The 16346-nt window shown below is 69.0% G+C and carries 14 protein-coding genes, 1 tRNA gene and 1 pseudogene; 7 read left to right on the top strand and 9 right to left on the bottom strand.

The window, feature by feature from the left end; all coding sequences use genetic code 11:
- Nucleotides 1–35: 35 nt before the first annotated feature.
- Entirely contained in the window at nt 36–722 is a 687-nt protein-coding gene (gene grpE / locus ACO0M4_RS19930) for a nucleotide exchange factor GrpE (RefSeq protein WP_430372096.1), read from the bottom strand.
- Complete coding sequence (gene dnaK / locus ACO0M4_RS19925; RefSeq protein WP_430372094.1) at nt 719–2578, bottom strand: molecular chaperone DnaK; 1860 nt, start codon at nt 2576–2578, stop codon at nt 719–721. The genes grpE and dnaK overlap by 4 nt, the downstream gene beginning before the upstream one ends.
- 333 nt (nt 2579–2911) lie before the next feature.
- Here dnaK and ACO0M4_RS19920 point away from each other — a divergent pair, with 333 nt between their 5' ends.
- Both ACO0M4_RS19920 and ACO0M4_RS19915 read left to right on the top strand, forming a co-directional pair.
- Nucleotides 2912–5182 carry a (Fe-S)-binding protein gene (locus ACO0M4_RS19920; RefSeq protein ID WP_430372093.1) on the top strand — a complete coding sequence of 757 codons (2271 nt, stop codon included), beginning with the start codon at nt 2912–2914 and terminating at the stop codon, nt 5180–5182.
- Nucleotides 5183–5423: 241 nt separating this feature from the next.
- On the top strand, nt 5424–6347 hold the full coding sequence (locus tag ACO0M4_RS19915; protein ID WP_430373864.1) for a Yip1 family protein: 924 nt from the start codon (nt 5424–5426) through the stop codon (nt 6345–6347).
- A gap of 125 nt (nt 6348–6472) precedes the next feature.
- Here the strand turns inward: ACO0M4_RS19915 and ACO0M4_RS19910 are convergent, their stop codons facing one another.
- The 4 genes from ACO0M4_RS19910 to ACO0M4_RS19895 form a co-directional block, all read right to left on the bottom strand.
- On the bottom strand, nt 6473–8059 hold the full coding sequence (locus ACO0M4_RS19910) for a ricin-type beta-trefoil lectin domain protein (RefSeq protein ID WP_430372092.1): 1587 nt from the start codon (nt 8057–8059) through the stop codon (nt 6473–6475).
- A 153-nt stretch (nt 8060–8212) separates the two neighbouring features.
- Nucleotides 8213–8710: a phosphoribosyltransferase gene (locus ACO0M4_RS19905; protein ID WP_390025033.1), complete on the bottom strand. Its 498-nt coding sequence runs from the start codon at nt 8708–8710 to the stop codon at nt 8213–8215.
- A 68-nt stretch (nt 8711–8778) separates the two neighbouring features.
- The gene (dcd, locus tag ACO0M4_RS19900; RefSeq protein WP_430372091.1) at nt 8779–9354 is read right to left on the bottom strand and encodes a dCTP deaminase; all 576 of its coding nucleotides are present in this window, start codon (nt 9352–9354) and stop codon (nt 8779–8781) included.
- 139 nt (nt 9355–9493) lie between these two features.
- Nucleotides 9494–9652, bottom strand: coding sequence for a hypothetical protein (locus ACO0M4_RS19895; protein WP_384977138.1), 159 nt, complete (start codon nt 9650–9652; stop codon nt 9494–9496).
- Nucleotides 9653–9921: 269 nt separating this feature from the next.
- On the opposite strand from ACO0M4_RS19895, the gene ACO0M4_RS19890 reads away from it, so the two are divergent.
- Nucleotides 9922–9995 (top strand) — tRNA-Gly (locus ACO0M4_RS19890).
- Between the two features lie 513 nt (nt 9996–10508).
- Here the strand turns inward: ACO0M4_RS19890 and ACO0M4_RS19885 are convergent.
- Together ACO0M4_RS19885 and ACO0M4_RS19880 are read right to left on the bottom strand one after the other, a co-directional pair.
- Nucleotides 10509–12371: an APC family permease gene (locus ACO0M4_RS19885; protein ID WP_430373863.1), complete on the bottom strand. Its 1863-nt coding sequence runs from the start codon at nt 12369–12371 to the stop codon at nt 10509–10511.
- 488 nt (nt 12372–12859) lie between these two features.
- Nucleotides 12860–13387, bottom strand: a complete 528-nt coding sequence (locus ACO0M4_RS19880; protein WP_430372089.1) for a DUF5994 family protein — start codon at nt 13385–13387, stop codon at nt 12860–12862.
- 283 nt (nt 13388–13670) lie between these two features.
- Between ACO0M4_RS19880 and ACO0M4_RS19875 the strand changes: the two genes are divergently transcribed.
- The 3 genes and pseudogenes from ACO0M4_RS19875 (at nt 13671) to ACO0M4_RS19865 (ending at nt 14923) form a co-directional block, all read left to right on the top strand.
- Nucleotides 13671–14204 carry a DUF5994 family protein gene (locus tag ACO0M4_RS19875; RefSeq protein ID WP_430372087.1) on the top strand — a complete coding sequence of 178 codons (534 nt, stop codon included), beginning with the start codon at nt 13671–13673 and terminating at the stop codon, nt 14202–14204.
- 95 nt (nt 14205–14299) lie between these two features.
- Nucleotides 14300–14560, top strand: coding sequence for a hypothetical protein (locus tag ACO0M4_RS19870; RefSeq protein WP_430373862.1), 261 nt, complete (start codon nt 14300–14302; stop codon nt 14558–14560).
- A 92-nt stretch (nt 14561–14652) separates the two neighbouring features.
- A pseudogene (locus ACO0M4_RS19865) lies at nt 14653–14923 on the top strand (hypothetical protein).
- A gap of 431 nt (nt 14924–15354) precedes the next feature.
- On the opposite strand, the gene ACO0M4_RS19860 reads toward ACO0M4_RS19865, so the two are convergent.
- Entirely contained in the window at nt 15355–15879 is a 525-nt protein-coding gene (locus ACO0M4_RS19860) for a TetR family transcriptional regulator C-terminal domain-containing protein (RefSeq protein WP_430372086.1), read from the bottom strand.
- A gap of 230 nt (nt 15880–16109) precedes the next feature.
- On the opposite strand from ACO0M4_RS19860, the gene ACO0M4_RS19855 reads away from it, so the two are divergent.
- Entirely contained in the window at nt 16110–16271 is a 162-nt protein-coding gene (locus ACO0M4_RS19855; RefSeq protein WP_430372085.1) for a hypothetical protein, read from the top strand.
- Nucleotides 16272–16346: the final 75 nt, after the last annotated feature.

The following is a 16346-nucleotide window of genomic DNA, read 5'->3' as shown; positions in this document are numbered from 1 at the left end:
CCTCCTTCCGGGCGGTTCTCTCGTCGGCCCGTACGTCAGCCCTTGTCCGGGCCACCGCTCTCCTTGTCCGCAGCCTTGGCACCCTTGGCTCCCTTGCCGCCCTTGGCGCCCTTGGTCTCCTCCTCGGAGGCGGACTTGGCGTTCTGCGCGCCCGGCTGCGGCTCGGCGACCGCGACCCGCGCGGGGCGGATCGTGCGCTCACCGATGCGATACCCGGGCTGCAGGATGGCGACGCATGTCGTCTCCGTGACATCGGGCGCGTACGAGTGCATCAGCGCTTCGTGGATCGTCGGGTCGAAGGGCTCGCCCTCCTTGCCGAACTGCTGAAGTCCGAGCTTGGCGGCCACCGTCTCCAGCGACTCGGCCACCGACTTGAAGCCGCCGACCAACTCACCGTGCTCCCGGGCCCGACCGATGTCGTCGAGCACCGGAAGGAGATCGGACAGCAGGTTCGCCGCGGCGATCTCCTTGACCGTCACGCGGTCGCGCTCCACCCGGCGGCGGTAGTTCTGGTACTCCGCCTGGAGTCGCTGGAGGTCGGCGGTGCGCTCGTTGAGCGCGGTGCGCACCTGGTCCAACTGGGCCTGGAGCGCTACGTCCTGGACGTCCCCGGCCGGGGCCGAGCCCGCCTTGTCGGCGGACTCGGCCTGTGCCGCGTCTTCGGAAGCGGCATCGGAAGGGACGTCGGGCTTCTCGTCGAAGCCCGGGGTCTCCTCCGTCACGCCGCACCGTCCTTCTTCGGCTTCTCGTCGTCGACGATCTCGGCGTCGACGACGTCGTCCTCGGCCTTGGCCTGCTGGCCACCGGCGGCGGCACCCTCGGCACCGGCCGCGCCCTGGGCCGCCTGGGCGTCGGCGTACATGGCCTGGCCCAGCTTCTGCGAGACGGCCGCGACCTTCTCGGAGGCGGTCTTGATCTCGGTGGTGTCCTCGCCCTTGAGCTTTTCCTTCAGCTCACCGACGGCGGACTCGACCTCGGTCTTGACCTCGGCGGGCACCTTGTCCTCGTTGTCCTTGAGGAACTTCTCGGTCTGGTAGACCAGCTGCTCGCCCTGGTTGCGGGTCTCGGCGGCCTCGCGACGCTTGTGGTCCTCGTCCGCGTACCGCTCGGCCTCCTCACGCATCCGGTCGACCTCGTCCTTCGGCAGCGAGGAGCCGCCGGTGACGGTCATCTTCTGCTCCTTGCCCGTGCCCAGGTCCTTCGCGGTCACGTGCATGATGCCGTTGGCGTCGATGTCGAAGGAGACCTCGATCTGCGGGACGCCACGCGGGGCCGGCGGCAGACCGGTCAGCTCGAACATCCCGAGCTTCTTGTTGTACGCCGCGATCTCGCGCTCGCCCTGGTAGACCTGGATCTGCACGGACGGCTGGTTGTCCTCGGCCGTGGTGAAGATCTCCGAGCGCTTGGTCGGGATCGTGGTGTTGCGCTCGATCAGCTTGGTCATGATGCCGCCCTTGGTCTCAATACCGAGGGACAGCGGGGTGACGTCCAGCAGGAGGACGTCCTTGACCTCGCCCTTGAGGACACCGGCCTGGAGGCTGGCGCCCATGGCGACGACCTCGTCCGGGTTGACGCCCTTGTTGGCGTCCTTGCCGCCGGTCAGCTCCTTGACGAGCTCGGCGACGGCGGGCATCCGGGTCGAGCCACCGACCAGGACCACGTGGTCGATCTCGGACAGCTGGATGCCGGCGTCCTTGATCACGTTGTGGAACGGGGTCTTGCAGCGGTCGAGCAGGTCCGCGGTGAGCTGCTGGAACTGCGAGCGCGTGAGCTTCTCGTCCAGGTGCAGCGGGCCCTCGGCGGAGGCGGTGATGTACGGCAGGTTGATCGTCGTCTCGCTGGACGACGACAGCTCGATCTTCGCCTTCTCCGCGGCCTCGCGCAGGCGCTGGAGCGCCATCTTGTCCTTGGAGAGGTCGACGCCGTGACCGTTGGCGAACTGCTTGACCAGGAAGTCGACGACGCGCTGGTCCCAGTCGTCACCACCGAGGTGGTTGTCACCGTTGGTGGCCTTCACCTCGACGACGCCGTCGCCGATCTCCAGCAGCGACACGTCGAAGGTGCCGCCACCGAGGTCGAAGACGAGAATGGTCTGGTCTTCCTTGTCCAGGCCGTAGGCCAGGGCAGCGGCGGTGGGCTCGTTGACGATGCGCAGGACGTTGAGGCCCGCGATCTCACCGGCCTCCTTGGTGGCCTGGCGCTCGGAGTCGTTGAAGTACGCCGGGACGGTGATGACCGCGTCGGTGACCTTCTCGCCGAGGTAGGACTCCGCGTCCCGCTTCAGCTTCTGCAGGATGAACGCAGAGATCTGCTGCGGGTTGAAGTCCTTCTCGTCGACGTTGATCTTCCAGTCAGTGCCCATGTGACGCTTGACCGACCGGATCGTCCGCTCGACGTTGGTCACCGCCTGGCGCTTGGCGACCTCGCCGACCAGCACCTCGCCGTTCTTGGCGAAGGCGACGACGGACGGCGTGGTCCTGGCGCCCTCGGCGTTGGTGATGACGGTGGGCTCACCGCCTTCGAGAACACTGACGACAGAGTTAGTCGTGCCCAGGTCGATGCCGACCGCACGTGCCATTTCGATTCCTCCAGCTGACTTGAGTGGAACAGGCTCAAGAGTGCAACACCGATTCGGACCTGTCAACAGACCTGAGTCGAGCGCGCTCAACTTTTATGTATCCCTTATCGTCACCAGGCCATTCCGGAGGACGCCAGGGGCGGTCGGCCGGTTGCCCGCGCGACACAGATCACCGGCCGGGCGCCTTCATGGGGCCCGGAATACTGGGTAACCTCAGCGCAGACCCAAAAAGTTACCGCTTAGTAATTCCGCTCAGAATCTCCGCGACCGGCCGTTCCGATCGCGCGGATCCCTCCGTTTTCGCCCGCTCTCGCAGGTCCGAGGAGCCCCCAAATGCAACTCGCCGCGATCATCGTGTCGCTGGTCCTAATCGCGGTCGGCGTCGCGCTGTTCGGCCGTGCCATCCTGCAGATCTTCCGCCAGATCCTGCTCGGTCAGCCCGTGCCCGCCGGCTCCCGCACCGACGAGCCCGTGCAGCGCACGGTCACCGTGGCCAAGGAATTCCTCGGCCACACCCGGATGAACCGCTGGGGCATCGTCGGCGTGGCGCACTGGTTCGTGGCGGTGGGCTTCCTGTCGCTGCTGCTGACGATCGTCAACGCCATCGGCCAGCTCTTCAAGGCCGACTGGCTCCTGCCGATCATCGGCAACTGGCTGCCCTGGGAGCTGTGGGTCGAGGGCATGGGCACCCTGACGACCGTCGGCATCGTCGTCCTGATCGTCATCCGGCAGCTGAACCGGCCGGGCGGGGCGGGCCGCAAGTCCCGCTTCGCGGGCTCCAACACCGGCCAGGCGTACTTCGTCGAGGGCGTCATCCTCATCGTCGGCATCTGCATCGTGACGCTGCACGCCCTGGAAGGCGCCCAGCACGGCGTCGACCACTACGAGCCCGCGTACTTCCTCTCGTACCCGCTGGTCGCGGCGTTCAAGGGGATGAGCGTCGGCACGCTGCAGAACCTCACCTACTTCTTCGCCGGCCTGAAGATCGCCACCTCGTTCATCTGGATGATCACGGTCGCCCTCAAGACCGACATGGGCGTGGCCTGGCACCGGTTCCTGGCCTTCCCCAACATCTGGTTCAAGCGCGAGGCGGACGGCGGCACGGCGCTGGGCGCGCTCCAGCCGATGACGTCGGCGGGCAAGCCGATCGACTTCGAAGACCCGGGCGAGGACGACCAGTTCGGCGTCTCCCAGGTCGAGCACTTCTCGTGGAAGGGCCTGCTGGACTTCTCCACCTGCACCGAGTGCGGTCGCTGCCAGTCGCAGTGCCCCGCGTGGAACACCGGCAAGCCGCTCTCCCCCAAGCTGCTGATCATGTCGCTGCGCGACCACGCGCACGCCAAGGCCCCGTACCTGCTCGCCGGCGGCGGCAAGGACGCCGAGGGCAACGAGAAGGCGACCGAGGAGCAGCTGAAGGACGTCCCGGCCAGCGCCCTGGCCGAGGCCGAGCGCCCGCTGATCGGCACCGCCGAGGAGGGCGGCGTCATCGACCCCGACGTCCTGTGGTCCTGCACCACCTGCGGCGCCTGCGTCGAGCAGTGCCCGGTCGACATCGAGCACGTCGACCACATCGTCGACATGCGCCGCTACCAGGTCATGATCGAGTCCGCGTTCCCGTCCGAGGCGGGCACGATGCTCAAGAACCTGGAGAAGAAGGGCAACCCCTGGGGCCTGGCCAAGAAGCAGCGTCTGGCCTGGACCAAGGAGGTCGACTTCGAGATCCCGGTCGTCGGCAAGGACATCGAGGACCTCACCGAGGTCGACTACCTCTACTGGGTCGGTTGCGCCGGCGCCCTGGAGGACCGCGCCAAGAAGACCACCAAGGCGTTCGCCGAGCTGCTGCACATCGCGGGCGTGAAGTTCGCGATCATGGGCGGCGACGAGGCGTGCACCGGTGACTCCGCGCGCCGTCTGGGCAACGAGTTCCTCTTCCAGCAGCTCGGCCAGCAGAACGTCGAGGCCCTGAACATGGCCTTCGGCGAGGACAGCGAAGACGAGTCGACGAAGAAGCCCAAGGCGTCGAAGAAGATCGTCGCGACCTGCCCGCACTGCCTCAACACGCTCGGCAACGAGTACCCGCAGCTCGGCGGCGACTACGAGGTGATCCACCACACGCAGCTGCTCCAGCACCTCGTCGACGAGGGCAAGCTCGTCCCGGTCACCCCGGTCGAGGGCATCATCACGTACCACGACCCGTGCTACCTGGGCCGCCACAACAAGATCTACACGCCGCCGCGCGAGATCATCGGCAAGGTCCCGGGCCTGCGGAACGAGGAGATGCACCGCCACAAGGAGCGCGGCTTCTGCTGCGGCGCCGGCGGCGCGCGGATGTGGATGGAGGAGCGGATCGGCAAGCGCATCAACAACGAGCGCGTCGACGAAGCCCTCTCGCTCAACCCCGACATCGTCTCGACGGCCTGCCCGTTCTGCCTCGTCATGCTGACGGACTCCGTCAACGGCAAGAAGAACGACGGCAAGGCCAAGGAGTCCATCCAGGTCGTGGACGTCGCCCAGCTGCTGCTGGACTCCGTCAGGACGCCGATGGATCCGCCGTCGGACGAGGCGGAGCCGGCGGATGCGCCGGAGCCGGAGCCGGTGAAGTAACCCTCGGCACCGCACTCGGCACAGCCCTCGGCACAGGATGAAGACGGCCGGTCCCCTCGGGGGCCGGCCGTCTTTCCTGTTGCCGCCGGCCCCACCGCGGGACGCCCGACACCGTGCGAGGTCCCCCAGGGGCATCCCTTAGGGGATGTCACAGCTCGGCCCCAAAGGGCCACCACCCCTCCGCCGCGGCCCCACCCGCTCCGCGGGACCAGGTACTTTCGAGAGCGTGGCTGGATTCAGGATGGGTCGCGGACGGGATGCCCGTCCCGCGCAGGACGGACAGCAGGTGGGGCACCAGGGGCCGCACGGGTACGGGCCGCCGCCCTCGTACGGGCAGCAGCCCCCGCAGGGGCAGTGGCAGCCGACACCGCCGGCGTACGGCGCCCCCCAGGGCGGGCCGAGCCCGCAGGGGCAGCCCGAGTACTTCGGCGACGGCGGCTACCAGGCGCCCGAGCCCCCGTACGCGCCCTACGACAACCGCAACAACGCACCGGGGCACACCCAGCAGTTCAGCATCGACGATGCCCCGGACGCCTACGGCACGTACGGGGACGGGTCCGGCGACGGCCAGTACGCGGACGGCGGCACCTACCGCGCCGGCCAGACCAGCGCGCCCCCGGCCGGTCCGCGACTGCCGTGGAAGCAGTTGCTGTCCGGCATCGTGCTGCGGCCCACGCCCACGTTCTGGCAGATGCGGGACCACGCGCTGTGGGCCCCGGCGCTGATCGTCACCTTCGTCTACGGCCTGCTCGCGGTCTTCGGCTTCGACAAGGCCCGCGAGGACGTGCTCAACCAGACGATCGGCAACAGCATCCCCTGGGTGTTGATCACCTCGGTGATGTTCATCGTGGGCAGCCTGATCCTGGGTGCGGTCACCCACACCATGGCTCGCCAGCTGGGCGGCGACGGTGCCTGGCAGCCGACCATCGGCCTGTCCATGCTGATCATGACGATCCCGGACGCGCCGCGGCTGCTCTTCGCCATCTTCCTGGGCGGCGACAGCCCGCTGGTCCAGGTGCTGGGGTGGGCCACCTGGCTCGCCACCGGCTACCTCCTGACCTCCATGGTCAGCAAGTCGCACGACCTGCCGTGGCCCAAGGCCCTGGGCGCCGCCGCGATCCAACTGGTCGCGCTGCTGGCCCTGGTGAAGCTCGGCACGCTGTAGCGCAGCGCGCGGCGCGGTCCGGCCCACGGAAGAGGGGCCCGTTGCGGGAGACGTCCACGACGTACCTCCCGCAACGGGCCCCTCGTCGTACCAGGGCGGGCCCGCTCACCGCTTCCGGCGGCCGGTCAGGCGAACCGCTGGCCCGCCGAACCGTCGCACTTCTGGAGCCGCAGCGGGTCCTTCGCCGCGCCCAACGTCAGGCACAGCGACGATGCGGCGGTCGGCCGGAGGGTGCCGCCGTCCTGGACGAACTGCTGGTTGGCCGCGCCCGAGCAGTTCCACAGCGCCAGCGCGGCGCCGGCCTCGTAGCGGGCGCCCGGCACGTCCAGGCACCGGGCCTGGGTCAGCTCCACGTGCAGCGACTTGCGGTCCGGGTCGTACCACCAGCCCTGGTTGCGCTGCCCGTTGCAGTCCCAGCCGCCGACCGCGGTGCCGTTGCGGGACAGCCCACCGGTGGCGTCCACGCAGGTGCCGGTCGCGGCGTTCTTCAGCGGCCGGTAGGCGTCGTCCCAGGCGCCCGGGTACAGCTTGGGCTGCCCGGTGTTCGCCGGGTCGGCGCAGGCCGCCTCCCGCAGTTGCGGCGCCGCGTACAGCTGCGTCAGGCAGGACGCGAACGCGCCGTGCCCGCGGACGTTGGGGTGGAAGGACTGGCGGACCGAATTGGCGTCCGGCGGGAAGGGGTTGGAGACGTTCACGTACAGCCCGCGGGCCCAGGTCTCCGGCATGCACACCTCGTGCCCGTGGAAGAGCCGCGAGGAGTCGAGGTAGGTGACGCCGGCGTCCTGCGCGATCTTGCGCACACCGCGCTCGAAGGCCGGCACCGCCGTGTTGCGTCCCCAGCCGGCGTCCGAGGTGTACCCGGTGCAGCCGCCCGGGATCTTCCCCGGGAACTGCGGGTTGTCCTCGACGTCCGGGCCGATCGGGCTCGGGTACGACATCATCACGAACCGGTAGTCGCCGTCGGCGTACCCGGCGTCCCGCATCACGGTCCGCAGGTCCCGCACCGTCGCCTCGACCTTCGGCACCAGCCCGTCGACCCGGGCCTGCCAGCCCGGCTGGTACTTGGGCTCGCAGGTCCCCTGGAGCAGGAACCAGCGCTCGACGCAGTCCGTCATCACCGGCCCGAACTGAAGGTCGTCGTTGGCCCCGGCGACCAACAGCACCATTTTCAGCCGGGTATTGCGCGCCGCGACGGCCAGGCTGTCGCTCTGCACCAGTTCATCGGGGTACTGCTTGCTGCCGCCGATCCGGATGTTGCCGGTGTACGCGCCCGAGCACGCGACGTTGTACGTCACGTCCGCCGCGATGCCGGTCCGGTGGATCGCCGAATCCGGCGACCGGTGGCACCAGTTGGTGGGCCCGTCGGTCCCCGGTTCGTACGTCCCGACGCCCTCCCCGGAGATCTCGCTGTCGCCCAACGAGATCAGCGAGGTCTTCCGCTCGTCGAGCGGCCGCACGGCGGAGTCGCCGTAGAGCTTCGTCGCCTGCTGGGCCCGGATCCGCTCCAGTTCCGGCGACAGCGGCTGAACGGCCGGCCGGCCGGCCACCGTTGCGGTTCCCGCCGCCGCGCTCCTGACGCCGACGGCACTCGCACCGCCCGCCGTCACCGTGAAAGCGGCGGTCAGCGCCGCCGCCGACACCGCCACGGCGGCCCGCAACCGCCGCCCTCGCCCACGTCCGCTCCACCGCGGCCCGCGTCTCGCACGCACCATTGGGGCTCCCCTCCGGTCTGCTGTTACCGCCGGTTTCTACTCGGAGGTAGTGACCGGTGGAACACCCGGAACAGAACTGGCCGAAAGGCGCGCCACAAAATGCCGCGAGCCCGCAAAAAACGCGGGCTCGCGGAAAGGCCGTGGGGCCGTGCCTCAGGCGTCGAGGATCTGGCCCTCCCGCCGGACCACCGGCGGCTCGACGCTCCACGGGAAGTTGATCCAGTCGTCCGTGCGCTTCCAGACGTATTCGCACTTCACCAGCGAGTGCGACTTCTCATATATGACCGCGCTGCGGACCTCGGCGACGGTCCCCTGGCAGAAGTCGTGCACCAGCTTGAGCGTCTTGCCGGTGTCGGCGACGTCGTCCGCGATCAGCACCTTCTTGTCCGAGAAGTCGATCGCGTTCGGCACCGGTGCGAGCATCACCGGCATCTCCAAGGTGGTGCCCACCCCGGTGTAGAACTCGACATTCACCAGGTGAATGTTCTTGCAGTCCAGCGCGTACGCCAGTCCGCCGGCCACGAACACGCCGCCCCGGGCGATCGACAGCACGATGTCGGGCTCGTACCCGTCATCCGCGATCGTCTGCGCCAGCTCACGGATGGCTCCGCCGAACCGCTCGTACGTCAGGTTCTCCCGCACGTCACCCACGACTCTCCCAGACCTTCTCTTCGTCTCCGGGCCCGCACCGGCCCTGCCTCACACCTGCGTAAGGTGCCTCACACCTGCGAACGGTGGAAATTCTTGAACGACCGGGACGGGGTCGGACCGCGCTGCCCCTGGTACCGCGAGCCGTAGCGCTCGCTGCCGTACGGGTGCTCCGCCGGCGAGGTCAGCCGGAACATGCACAGCTGCCCGATCTTCATCCCCGGCCACAGCTTGATCGGCAGCGTCGCGACATTGCTCAGCTCCAGCGTCACGTGCCCGCTGAACCCCGGGTCGATGAACCCGGCGGTCGAGTGCGTCAGCAGCCCCAGCCGTCCCAGGCTGGACTTCCCCTCCAGCCGTGAGGCGAGGTCGTCGGGCAGCGAGATGACCTCGTACGTCGAGGCCAGCACGAACTCACCGGGGTGCAGGATGAACGCCTCGTCGCCCTCCGGCACGACCTCGCGGGTCAGGTCGGACTGCTCGACGGCGGGGTCGATGTGCGGGTAGCGGTGATTCTCGAACACCCGGAAATAGCGATCGAGCCGCACATCGATGCTGGATGGCTGCACCATCGTCGCGTCATAGGGGTCGATGCGCACCCGACCCGCGTCGATCTCGGCCCGGATGTCCTTGTCTGAGAGAAGCACGCAGACGAGGATACGCGCCCGCGCACCCCCCGCCGTACGACGAGGGCCCGGCCCCCATCAGGGACCGGGCCACAGCAACCTCACCCGACGTCGCGCCCGAAGATCACCGCCGACCTTCACCGCGACCTCGCAACCGCCACTACCGCTTGGCGTGCTCCACCGGCACCGAGTGCCGCAGCCGAGCACAGCGCGGGCAGCGCAGCAGACGCCCGGGACCGAGCCGGCCGGTGGTCTGCATGGGGAACGAAGCGGTGCTGAAGACGTGCCCCTCAGCACAACGTACGACGGTGCGCTCCATCAAGTCCCTCTCCCAACTGCGTGGACAACAAAAGCCACATTAGGGGATGAACTGGATGCGCTCGCAGGCGGCACTCCGATGCCCCACCGTACGCCTCAACTCCCGTCCCCCGCACCCGCATCCCGCCCCGAGCAACACCTCCGCGCACCCTCCCCGGCAGCACCCCCGAGGCACCCCGCCCCCTCCCCGGACATGCCAAATGCACCGCGGCGCGGTGATGGGGTAGAGTGTGCGACGACGCTCCGCCTTCAGATTTCGGGCAGTGTTACGCGGGTGTAGTTTAATGGTAGAACATGAGCTTCCCAAGCTCAGAGCGCGGGTTCGATTCCCGTCACCCGCTCCATAGTTGAGGCCCAGGTCGGAGACCTGGGCCTTGTTTGTTGTCTAGACCCCTCGAAGGCCGACGCATCCTCCGCCTGCCCTAACTCGCGGAAATGGGCTGGCTGGAGGGGCACTGGCGAGCCACGCAAGGCCCCCGAGCGCAGAAGCATCTCGAATGGCGAGACGCATTTTCCGTGACGCCCGTCACTCATTGGCGGCTGCTGCGCAAATCGGTGAGCGCCTGGGGAGCCTTGCGCGCACGTCAGTTGCATGCGCGCCCTGAGGCCGCCGAGCTGGGGCAAGTTGACGGCCCGGCCTGCGGATGACCTCAGGCTTGTACGGCATCCGCCTGCGATGCCACAGGCGCCGAGCTGGAGTTGGGCACAGATCAGGCGTCGCGCCAACAAAGAAACCACCGGCCAGCAAATCATTCTCCTCATCCGACGGGCCGCCCGAGCTATCGCACACCGTTCGGGTCACTGACACGTCCTGATCGGCATGCTGCGAAGCAACAGACACAGCCACGGGGAGGGGGCTACACGTGGAAGGGGACGGTGGTGATGACGATCTTCGGCAGTGGGCGCAGGGCGTGCCGCAGCCGCGGGGCGATCCTGCTGTGCAGCAGGCGGTAACGCCGGCGCATGGTGACGATCTCCGGCACGATGACCGTCAAGGTGAGGTCCGGGCGCTTCGCGTGCAGGGCTTCGATGTAGTGGACCAGTGGTGCGACGATCGCGCGATAGGGGGAGACCACGACTTCCAGCGGGAGGTGGTCGCCCCACAGGGTCCAGTACTGGCGGAAGCGTTCGGCCTCGTCCTCTTCGGGGCTGACGTGGAGGGCGAGTACGGGCTGGTGGAGCGAGGCGGCGTAGGCCAGTGCGCGCATGCCGGCCAGGTCCATGGTCGCGATGGGGACGACCGACAGGTGGCGGATCTCCTGGGGTGTCTCCTCGTCCTCTTCTTCCGTCCGGGCACCGGGAAGTGCCGTGGGGGACTGCGGAGTTGTCGCCGCGGACGGTGCCGCGTCGGGACTGGGGCGGGCCGGGAGGGTGGGGGTCGGCAGCTCGATGGCGTGCGGGTGCAGACGAAGCGCCTTGCCGACGGTCTCGTAGTGGTGCCGGATGCGCATCGTCACCACGAGGAACAGTCCGACGGCGAGCACGGCGACCCATGCACCCTCGGTGAACTTGGTGAGGCCGGCGGTGAGGAAGACGACGGCCGACAGCAGGGCGCCGGTGGCGTTGAAGAACAGGCTCTTGCGCCAGTGGCGGTCACGCAGGCGCCACCAGTGGACCACCATTCCGGCCTGGGACAGGGTGAAGGCCAGGAAGACGCCGACGGCGTACAGCGGGATCAGGGATGCGGTCGTGCCGTTGAAGGCCACGTAGACCAGCGTCGTCGCGATCGTCAGCAGAATGATCCCGTTGCTGAAGGCGAGGCGGTCGCCCAGGCGCAGAAAGATCTGTGGGGCGTGTCGGTCGCGGGCGAGCAGGAACAGCACGCGGGGGAAGTCGTTGTAGGCGGTGTTCGCCGCGAGCAGCAGGACCGCCGCCGTGGTGGCCTGTGTGAGGACGTACAACGGTCCGGAGCCGAAGCTGTGGTGGGCGAGTTGGGAGAGGACCGTCTCCTGGGTGCTGGGGACGACGCCGTCGAGTTGGACCATGGCGACCGTGCCGGCGAACAGCGTGATGAGTAGGCCGATCATCCAGGTCAGCGTGGTGCGGGCGTTGCGCCACTCCACAGGCTTGAATGCCGGCACCGCGTTGGAGATCGCCTCGATACCGGTCATCGCCGTGGCCCCGGAGGCGAAGGCACGCATCACGAGCAGTACGCCGACGCTCTCCGTGGCGTTCAGGTGCGGAGCCGCAGTGGGGTGGAAGCCGCGGCCGGCGGCGTCGACGAGGCCCACGGTGACGAGCGCGAACACCGCGATGATAAAGGCGTAGGTCGGCGCGGCGAACAGTGCGCCGGCCTGCCGGATGCCCCGCAGGTTCCCGGCGAGCAGCAGGGCGATCACACCGACGCCGATCGGGACGGCGTCGGTGGCGAGTGAGGGAACCGCCGAGGTGATCGCCGCCACCCCGGAGGCGATCGACACGGCGACTGTGAGGATGTAATCGGTCATCAGGCCGGCGGCGGCGATCAGTCCGGGAACGCGGCCCAGATTGTCGCTGGCAACGATGTACGAGCCGCCGCCGTGCGGATACGCGCGGATCGTCTGGCGGTACGACACCCCCACCGCCAGCATCAGGAAGGCGATCGTGGCGGCGATCGGCACGGAGTAGGCCAGTCCCGCCGCGCCGCCGAGTACGAGGACGGCGAGCATGGCCTCGGGCCCGTAGGCAACCGAGGAGAGCGCGTCGGCGGACAGGACGGGCAACGCCACCAGCTTGCGCATCCGCTCCTGCGCGATCGCCGTGCTTTTCAGGGCGGCCCCCAGGACGACGCGGCGCACGTGGTAGCCGAAGCGGCCCAGTCGGCCAGGCGGCAGCTCCCCCGCGGCCTCTTCGGGGGTGGACGGTTGCCCGCCGAGAGGCGAGACGCTGACCAGACGCCCCCACCCGACAGGCTGGATCTCCGCAGGGGACGGGAAACGGCCCAGATCGGAATCCACGGGCAGCGCCCGGTGCCACGCCTCGGGAGCCGACACCCGCCCCCATTCACGCCCCACCCGGCGCAGCAACCCCAGCTGCTCCTCGTCGAGCCCCGGCAAGGCGGCCGAAGGGCTCAGCGCACCGGAGTCCCGGCCCTCTCCACCGCCATCACTCTGCACATAAGACACATAACGTAGTGTCACCGATTGGGGCCCGTCGAAGCCGCACCTTTGAGGCGATCTGAATCCCTGTCGTCAAAGGAGCGTCGAAGTCTCGTTGGCTCCCTCACGGCTCACCGCTCACCGGGTTCGCGGTCCGTCCGAGGCTCTTCCGCGGGAACCGGGGGTGCCCGATGGGTGCCGGTGTCGATGAGGATCTGTTCGGCCTGGGTGACGTTGCCGGCCTGGACGGCCCTTGCCATGGCGGTGCGGGCCGCTTCAGGCGTCGCGTGCGGCGGGACCACCAGCAGGGAGAAGTGGTCCTGGTCGCCTCGGGTGATGAGGATGGTGTCGTCGCCGACCGGGAAGGAGTCGATGTGTACGACCCGGTCGTCGATGACCAGACGGGTCGGCAGATCCTCCCAGGCGCCGGTGTCCAGGCCGACGTGCAGGATGGGACCGATGTGCTCGGTCAGCGCGACGATCAGGCTGGGGAGCTCGGCGCCGATGTCGCGAGAACGCGGCCACCACGCACCGTCGAGAACCTGCTCGCGGGTGTGCGTGGTCACCAGCCTCAAGAGGGCCGTCCCGGGTCTGACGGCCTGGTGCACCGCCTCCGGAAGAAGCCCCGGAGGGACGCGGGAAACGTCGGATTCGGCCATGTGCATTCGCCCGCCTTCCAGGGCAGTGCGTCCGCCCGGCGAGGCGACCTCCTCACTTCAACGTACTCCGCGTGCCGGGGCACAGGCGCACCCCGCGGCGACGGCGCCGGATCCGCGTTCACCAGGAAAGTTCCTGCTCACGTACGCCGTCACGGACGGCCTTGGCCGGAGTAGAGTGAAGAGACCGGGAGTACTTCGCACACCGGCTCCCACGCCGGTGTCGTTTTCGGCGAGCAACAACACCGGGACGTTCGACGACGAGCCCCGGGGACAGGTCCGCGCCATGACCGCGACCATCGACCGCACGATCATCAGCGAGCGCGCACCTTCGCCACCGGCCCGCCTCTCCTTCACTCCGGCAGGATCGCCTCCGGGGCTCCTGGACGGCGCCTGGTGGCCCCGCTCTCGCGATCTCTTCCGCGAACTTCCCGCTCTGATAGAGGCGCTGGACGCGCGCTGGGGCCGGATCACTCATGTCACGGTGAACCCGACCTACTGGCCCGTGGTGCCGCGCAAGGTGCCGGTGGCCGGGCACACGGTGCATGTGGGCTGGTTCGCCGCAGAGCAGGATCCGAACAAGCTGATCCTCCTTTCCTACACCGCGGGCCGCTGGGACCTGCTGGTGATCCCGCCGGAGACCGATCCGGCTGCCGCCGCCCGGCTGATGTCCGCCGCGGCCACCCTTGGCGGCCTGCTGACCGCCAGCGCCCTCATGGCGAGCGAGCGCACCACCCATGACGCACAGGAGACGCTGTGGCGGGAAGAAGACTGGGAGACCGAGGGCGGAGCCGTCTCGGCGGACGAGGGCCGCGCATGACACCGACCTTTTTCTGACCGGGGGCGGTGGGTGTGACGCGACGGCATCACACCCACCGGCACGTCGTCCTGCCGTCCCACTCGAGCGAGGTCACCATGAAGTCACCGGAACTCCCCTCAGCCGGGCGCGCCGACGTACGCATCGTCGCCGCGTCCCCCGAAGCCGCCCGTCAGGTCGCAGACGTCCTCCGTCGTCACTTCGCCGCCACCGAACAGCGCAGCTACCCCGTCGACGACTCGTGCGGAACCCGCCTCCACCTCACCATCGACACCACCCACATACCGGAGCCGCCGCAGCCCTGGCTGGTATCCAGTCGATCCTCCGGGGACGCCCGCACACAGACAGACGAAATCTGAAGCCAGGGCCGGCAACGGGCGGCGGGGCGGGCGTGCTGCCGCGTCTGGCCCACAGGCGCCGAGTCGGTGCCCGGCGCGAGTGAGCAGCGATCATGGCAACACTGCACGAGCGGAAGCACTACCGCGAGACGATCATGAAGGCCCTGTACGAGACCACGGAAGGCAATCGATTCCTTGGCGTCACCGGGGCGAAACTGCGCGACGATCTCCAGATCCCCGAGCAGGATCTGGCCGCCGCCTGCATACCTGGTGGGCGAGGGGCTGGTCACCGTCGACTGGGCACAAGGAAACACCCCCGTGATGGTCACGCTGACGCACCAGGGAATCCGGCTCCTGGAAGCCGAAGAGGAGGAACGGGGCTGACGCGACGCGAAGGCCGCTTCCGGGAGCCGAGCCACCCCACTACCGCGTAATCCCCCTTACGCCGTAAAAGTGCCTCGGGCGTGGCACGAGAGGCGGGACTTCTGGCCAGCGAGAGCCGTCCACCGTCCGGAGAGCCGTCCTGCCTCTGGTGCTACGCCAACGTGCATCGACTCTTCGCCCTGCCGGAGCCCCTTCACCCCAGCAATCCACGCATTCGTCGGCAGCTTCCCCCTCTGGCGAACGACGAGGTGCCCTACGCGACGACGCTCCCTTTGCGGCCACGTCGACCACCGTGCCAGTACCGTGCCAGTCAGAGCGGTAAGCATCGGTCAACCGCGGGCCAGAAATGCAGCCGGGGACCCCGCCCCAGGTGCGTTGTTTTTGCTGGCCAGACAAGCATTGAGGCCGTGAAAGCCCCCTGATTCCCAAGCTCAGAGCGCGGGTTCGATTCCCGTCACCCGCTCCACAGACTCAGGCCCAGCCCAGGGAGATAATTCCCGAGCTGGGCCTTTGTGTTGTCCAGAGCGTTTCAGGTGTCGCGCGCCAACTCCGCACCAACTTCCCCTCGTTCGGCCGTTCAACGGCTCTTCTTCGCGCGGCCCGCACCGTCCGGTCCGGGCCGCCGGCCGTCTTCGCTGCGTGTGGCGTAGGTCGTTGGGGCGGAAATCGTCCGGGGGGCGATACACGTCAGTGTCACAAGTCGCTTGCTCGTGTGGGACTTGGTGGGGGCGGGGGCGCGGCGGCCGGGCGGCAGGTCGGGCGCGGTCGTGGGGGCGCGGGGCCGGGTCCGGCGCGCGGCCCTCGCTGAGCAGACGCACGAGCAGGGGGTGCAACGCGGCGTAGTGGTGGCGCAGCACGGTGGCGAGTTCGGGGGTCACCGCGGCCGGTGCGACGAACGCGAGCCAGACCCGGGCCTCGGTCCGGTGCGCCTCGTCGACCAGGGCGACCTCGCCCATGACGTGCTCCAGGGCCGAGCCGGTCGCGCAGGCCGCCGTGGCGCCGCGGGCGTGGGCCCGCTCGGTGCTGGCGACGGGGCAGGGCGGACCCCGGAACCACGCGTCCCTGCCCCACCCCGCCGCATGCCGGGGTGGGCGGGGGCGTTTTGCCGCGTGGGGGGTGTCGGCTCGGTTTAATGGTGGCCGAACCACCGGTGGGGGTGGGCGACTTGGGGAGGTGGGCGGAGCGCATGCGGAGTGAGGCGAGCGGCGGCGACGGTGACGGTGACGGCGGAGGTACGACCGTCCAGGGGGATCTGTCGGTGCGGGCCGAGCGGGGCGCGGTGGCGGGTGTCTTCCAGGGCTCGGTGCACCTCGAAAACCCTCGCCCGCCGGGTGCGGACCAGGGCTGACCGCACCCGGGGACTTCAGTCCGACCGTCCACGCCACCACCTCCGTTCTGTCCTCGGCCCACGGCGCCGCCTTCG

Origin of the sequence: Streptomyces sp. RGM 3693 (assembly GCF_050471125.1) — a bacterium.
In the GTDB taxonomy this organism is placed as follows: domain Bacteria; phylum Actinomycetota; class Actinomycetes; order Streptomycetales; family Streptomycetaceae; genus Streptomyces.
Note: the sequence above shows the minus strand (reverse complement) of the source record. Positions and strands in the feature narration are given on the sequence as shown.

Bases quoted from the DNA above. Each gene is read 5' to 3' on its own strand.
- ACO0M4_RS19870 (WP_430373862.1), top strand. From the start codon at position 14,300: ATGAAGTCACCGGAACTCCCCTCAGCCGGGCGCGCCGACGTACGCATC.
- ACO0M4_RS19880 (WP_430372089.1), bottom strand. From the start codon at position 13,387: ATGGCCGAATCCGACGTTTCCCGCGTCCCTCCGGGGCTTCTTCCGGAG.
- ACO0M4_RS19855 (WP_430372085.1), top strand. From the start codon at position 16,110: ATGCGGAGTGAGGCGAGCGGCGGCGACGGTGACGGTGACGGCGGAGGT.
- ACO0M4_RS19885 (WP_430373863.1), bottom strand. From the start codon at position 12,371: ATGCGCAAGCTGGTGGCGTTGCCCGTCCTGTCCGCCGACGCGCTCTCC.
- ACO0M4_RS19895 (WP_384977138.1), bottom strand. From the start codon at position 9,652: ATGGAGCGCACCGTCGTACGTTGTGCTGAGGGGCACGTCTTCAGCACC.
- ACO0M4_RS19920 (WP_430372093.1), top strand. From the start codon at position 2,912: ATGCAACTCGCCGCGATCATCGTGTCGCTGGTCCTAATCGCGGTCGGC.
- ACO0M4_RS19860 (WP_430372086.1), bottom strand. From the start codon at position 15,879: ATGGGCGAGGTCGCCCTGGTCGACGAGGCGCACCGGACCGAGGCCCGG.
- ACO0M4_RS19910 (WP_430372092.1), bottom strand. From the start codon at position 8,059: ATGGTGCGTGCGAGACGCGGGCCGCGGTGGAGCGGACGTGGGCGAGGG.
- dnaK (WP_430372094.1), bottom strand. From the start codon at position 2,578: ATGGCACGTGCGGTCGGCATCGACCTGGGCACGACTAACTCTGTCGTC.
- ACO0M4_RS19915 (WP_430373864.1), top strand. From the start codon at position 5,424: ATGGGTCGCGGACGGGATGCCCGTCCCGCGCAGGACGGACAGCAGGTG.
- ACO0M4_RS19875 (WP_430372087.1), top strand. From the start codon at position 13,671: ATGACCGCGACCATCGACCGCACGATCATCAGCGAGCGCGCACCTTCG.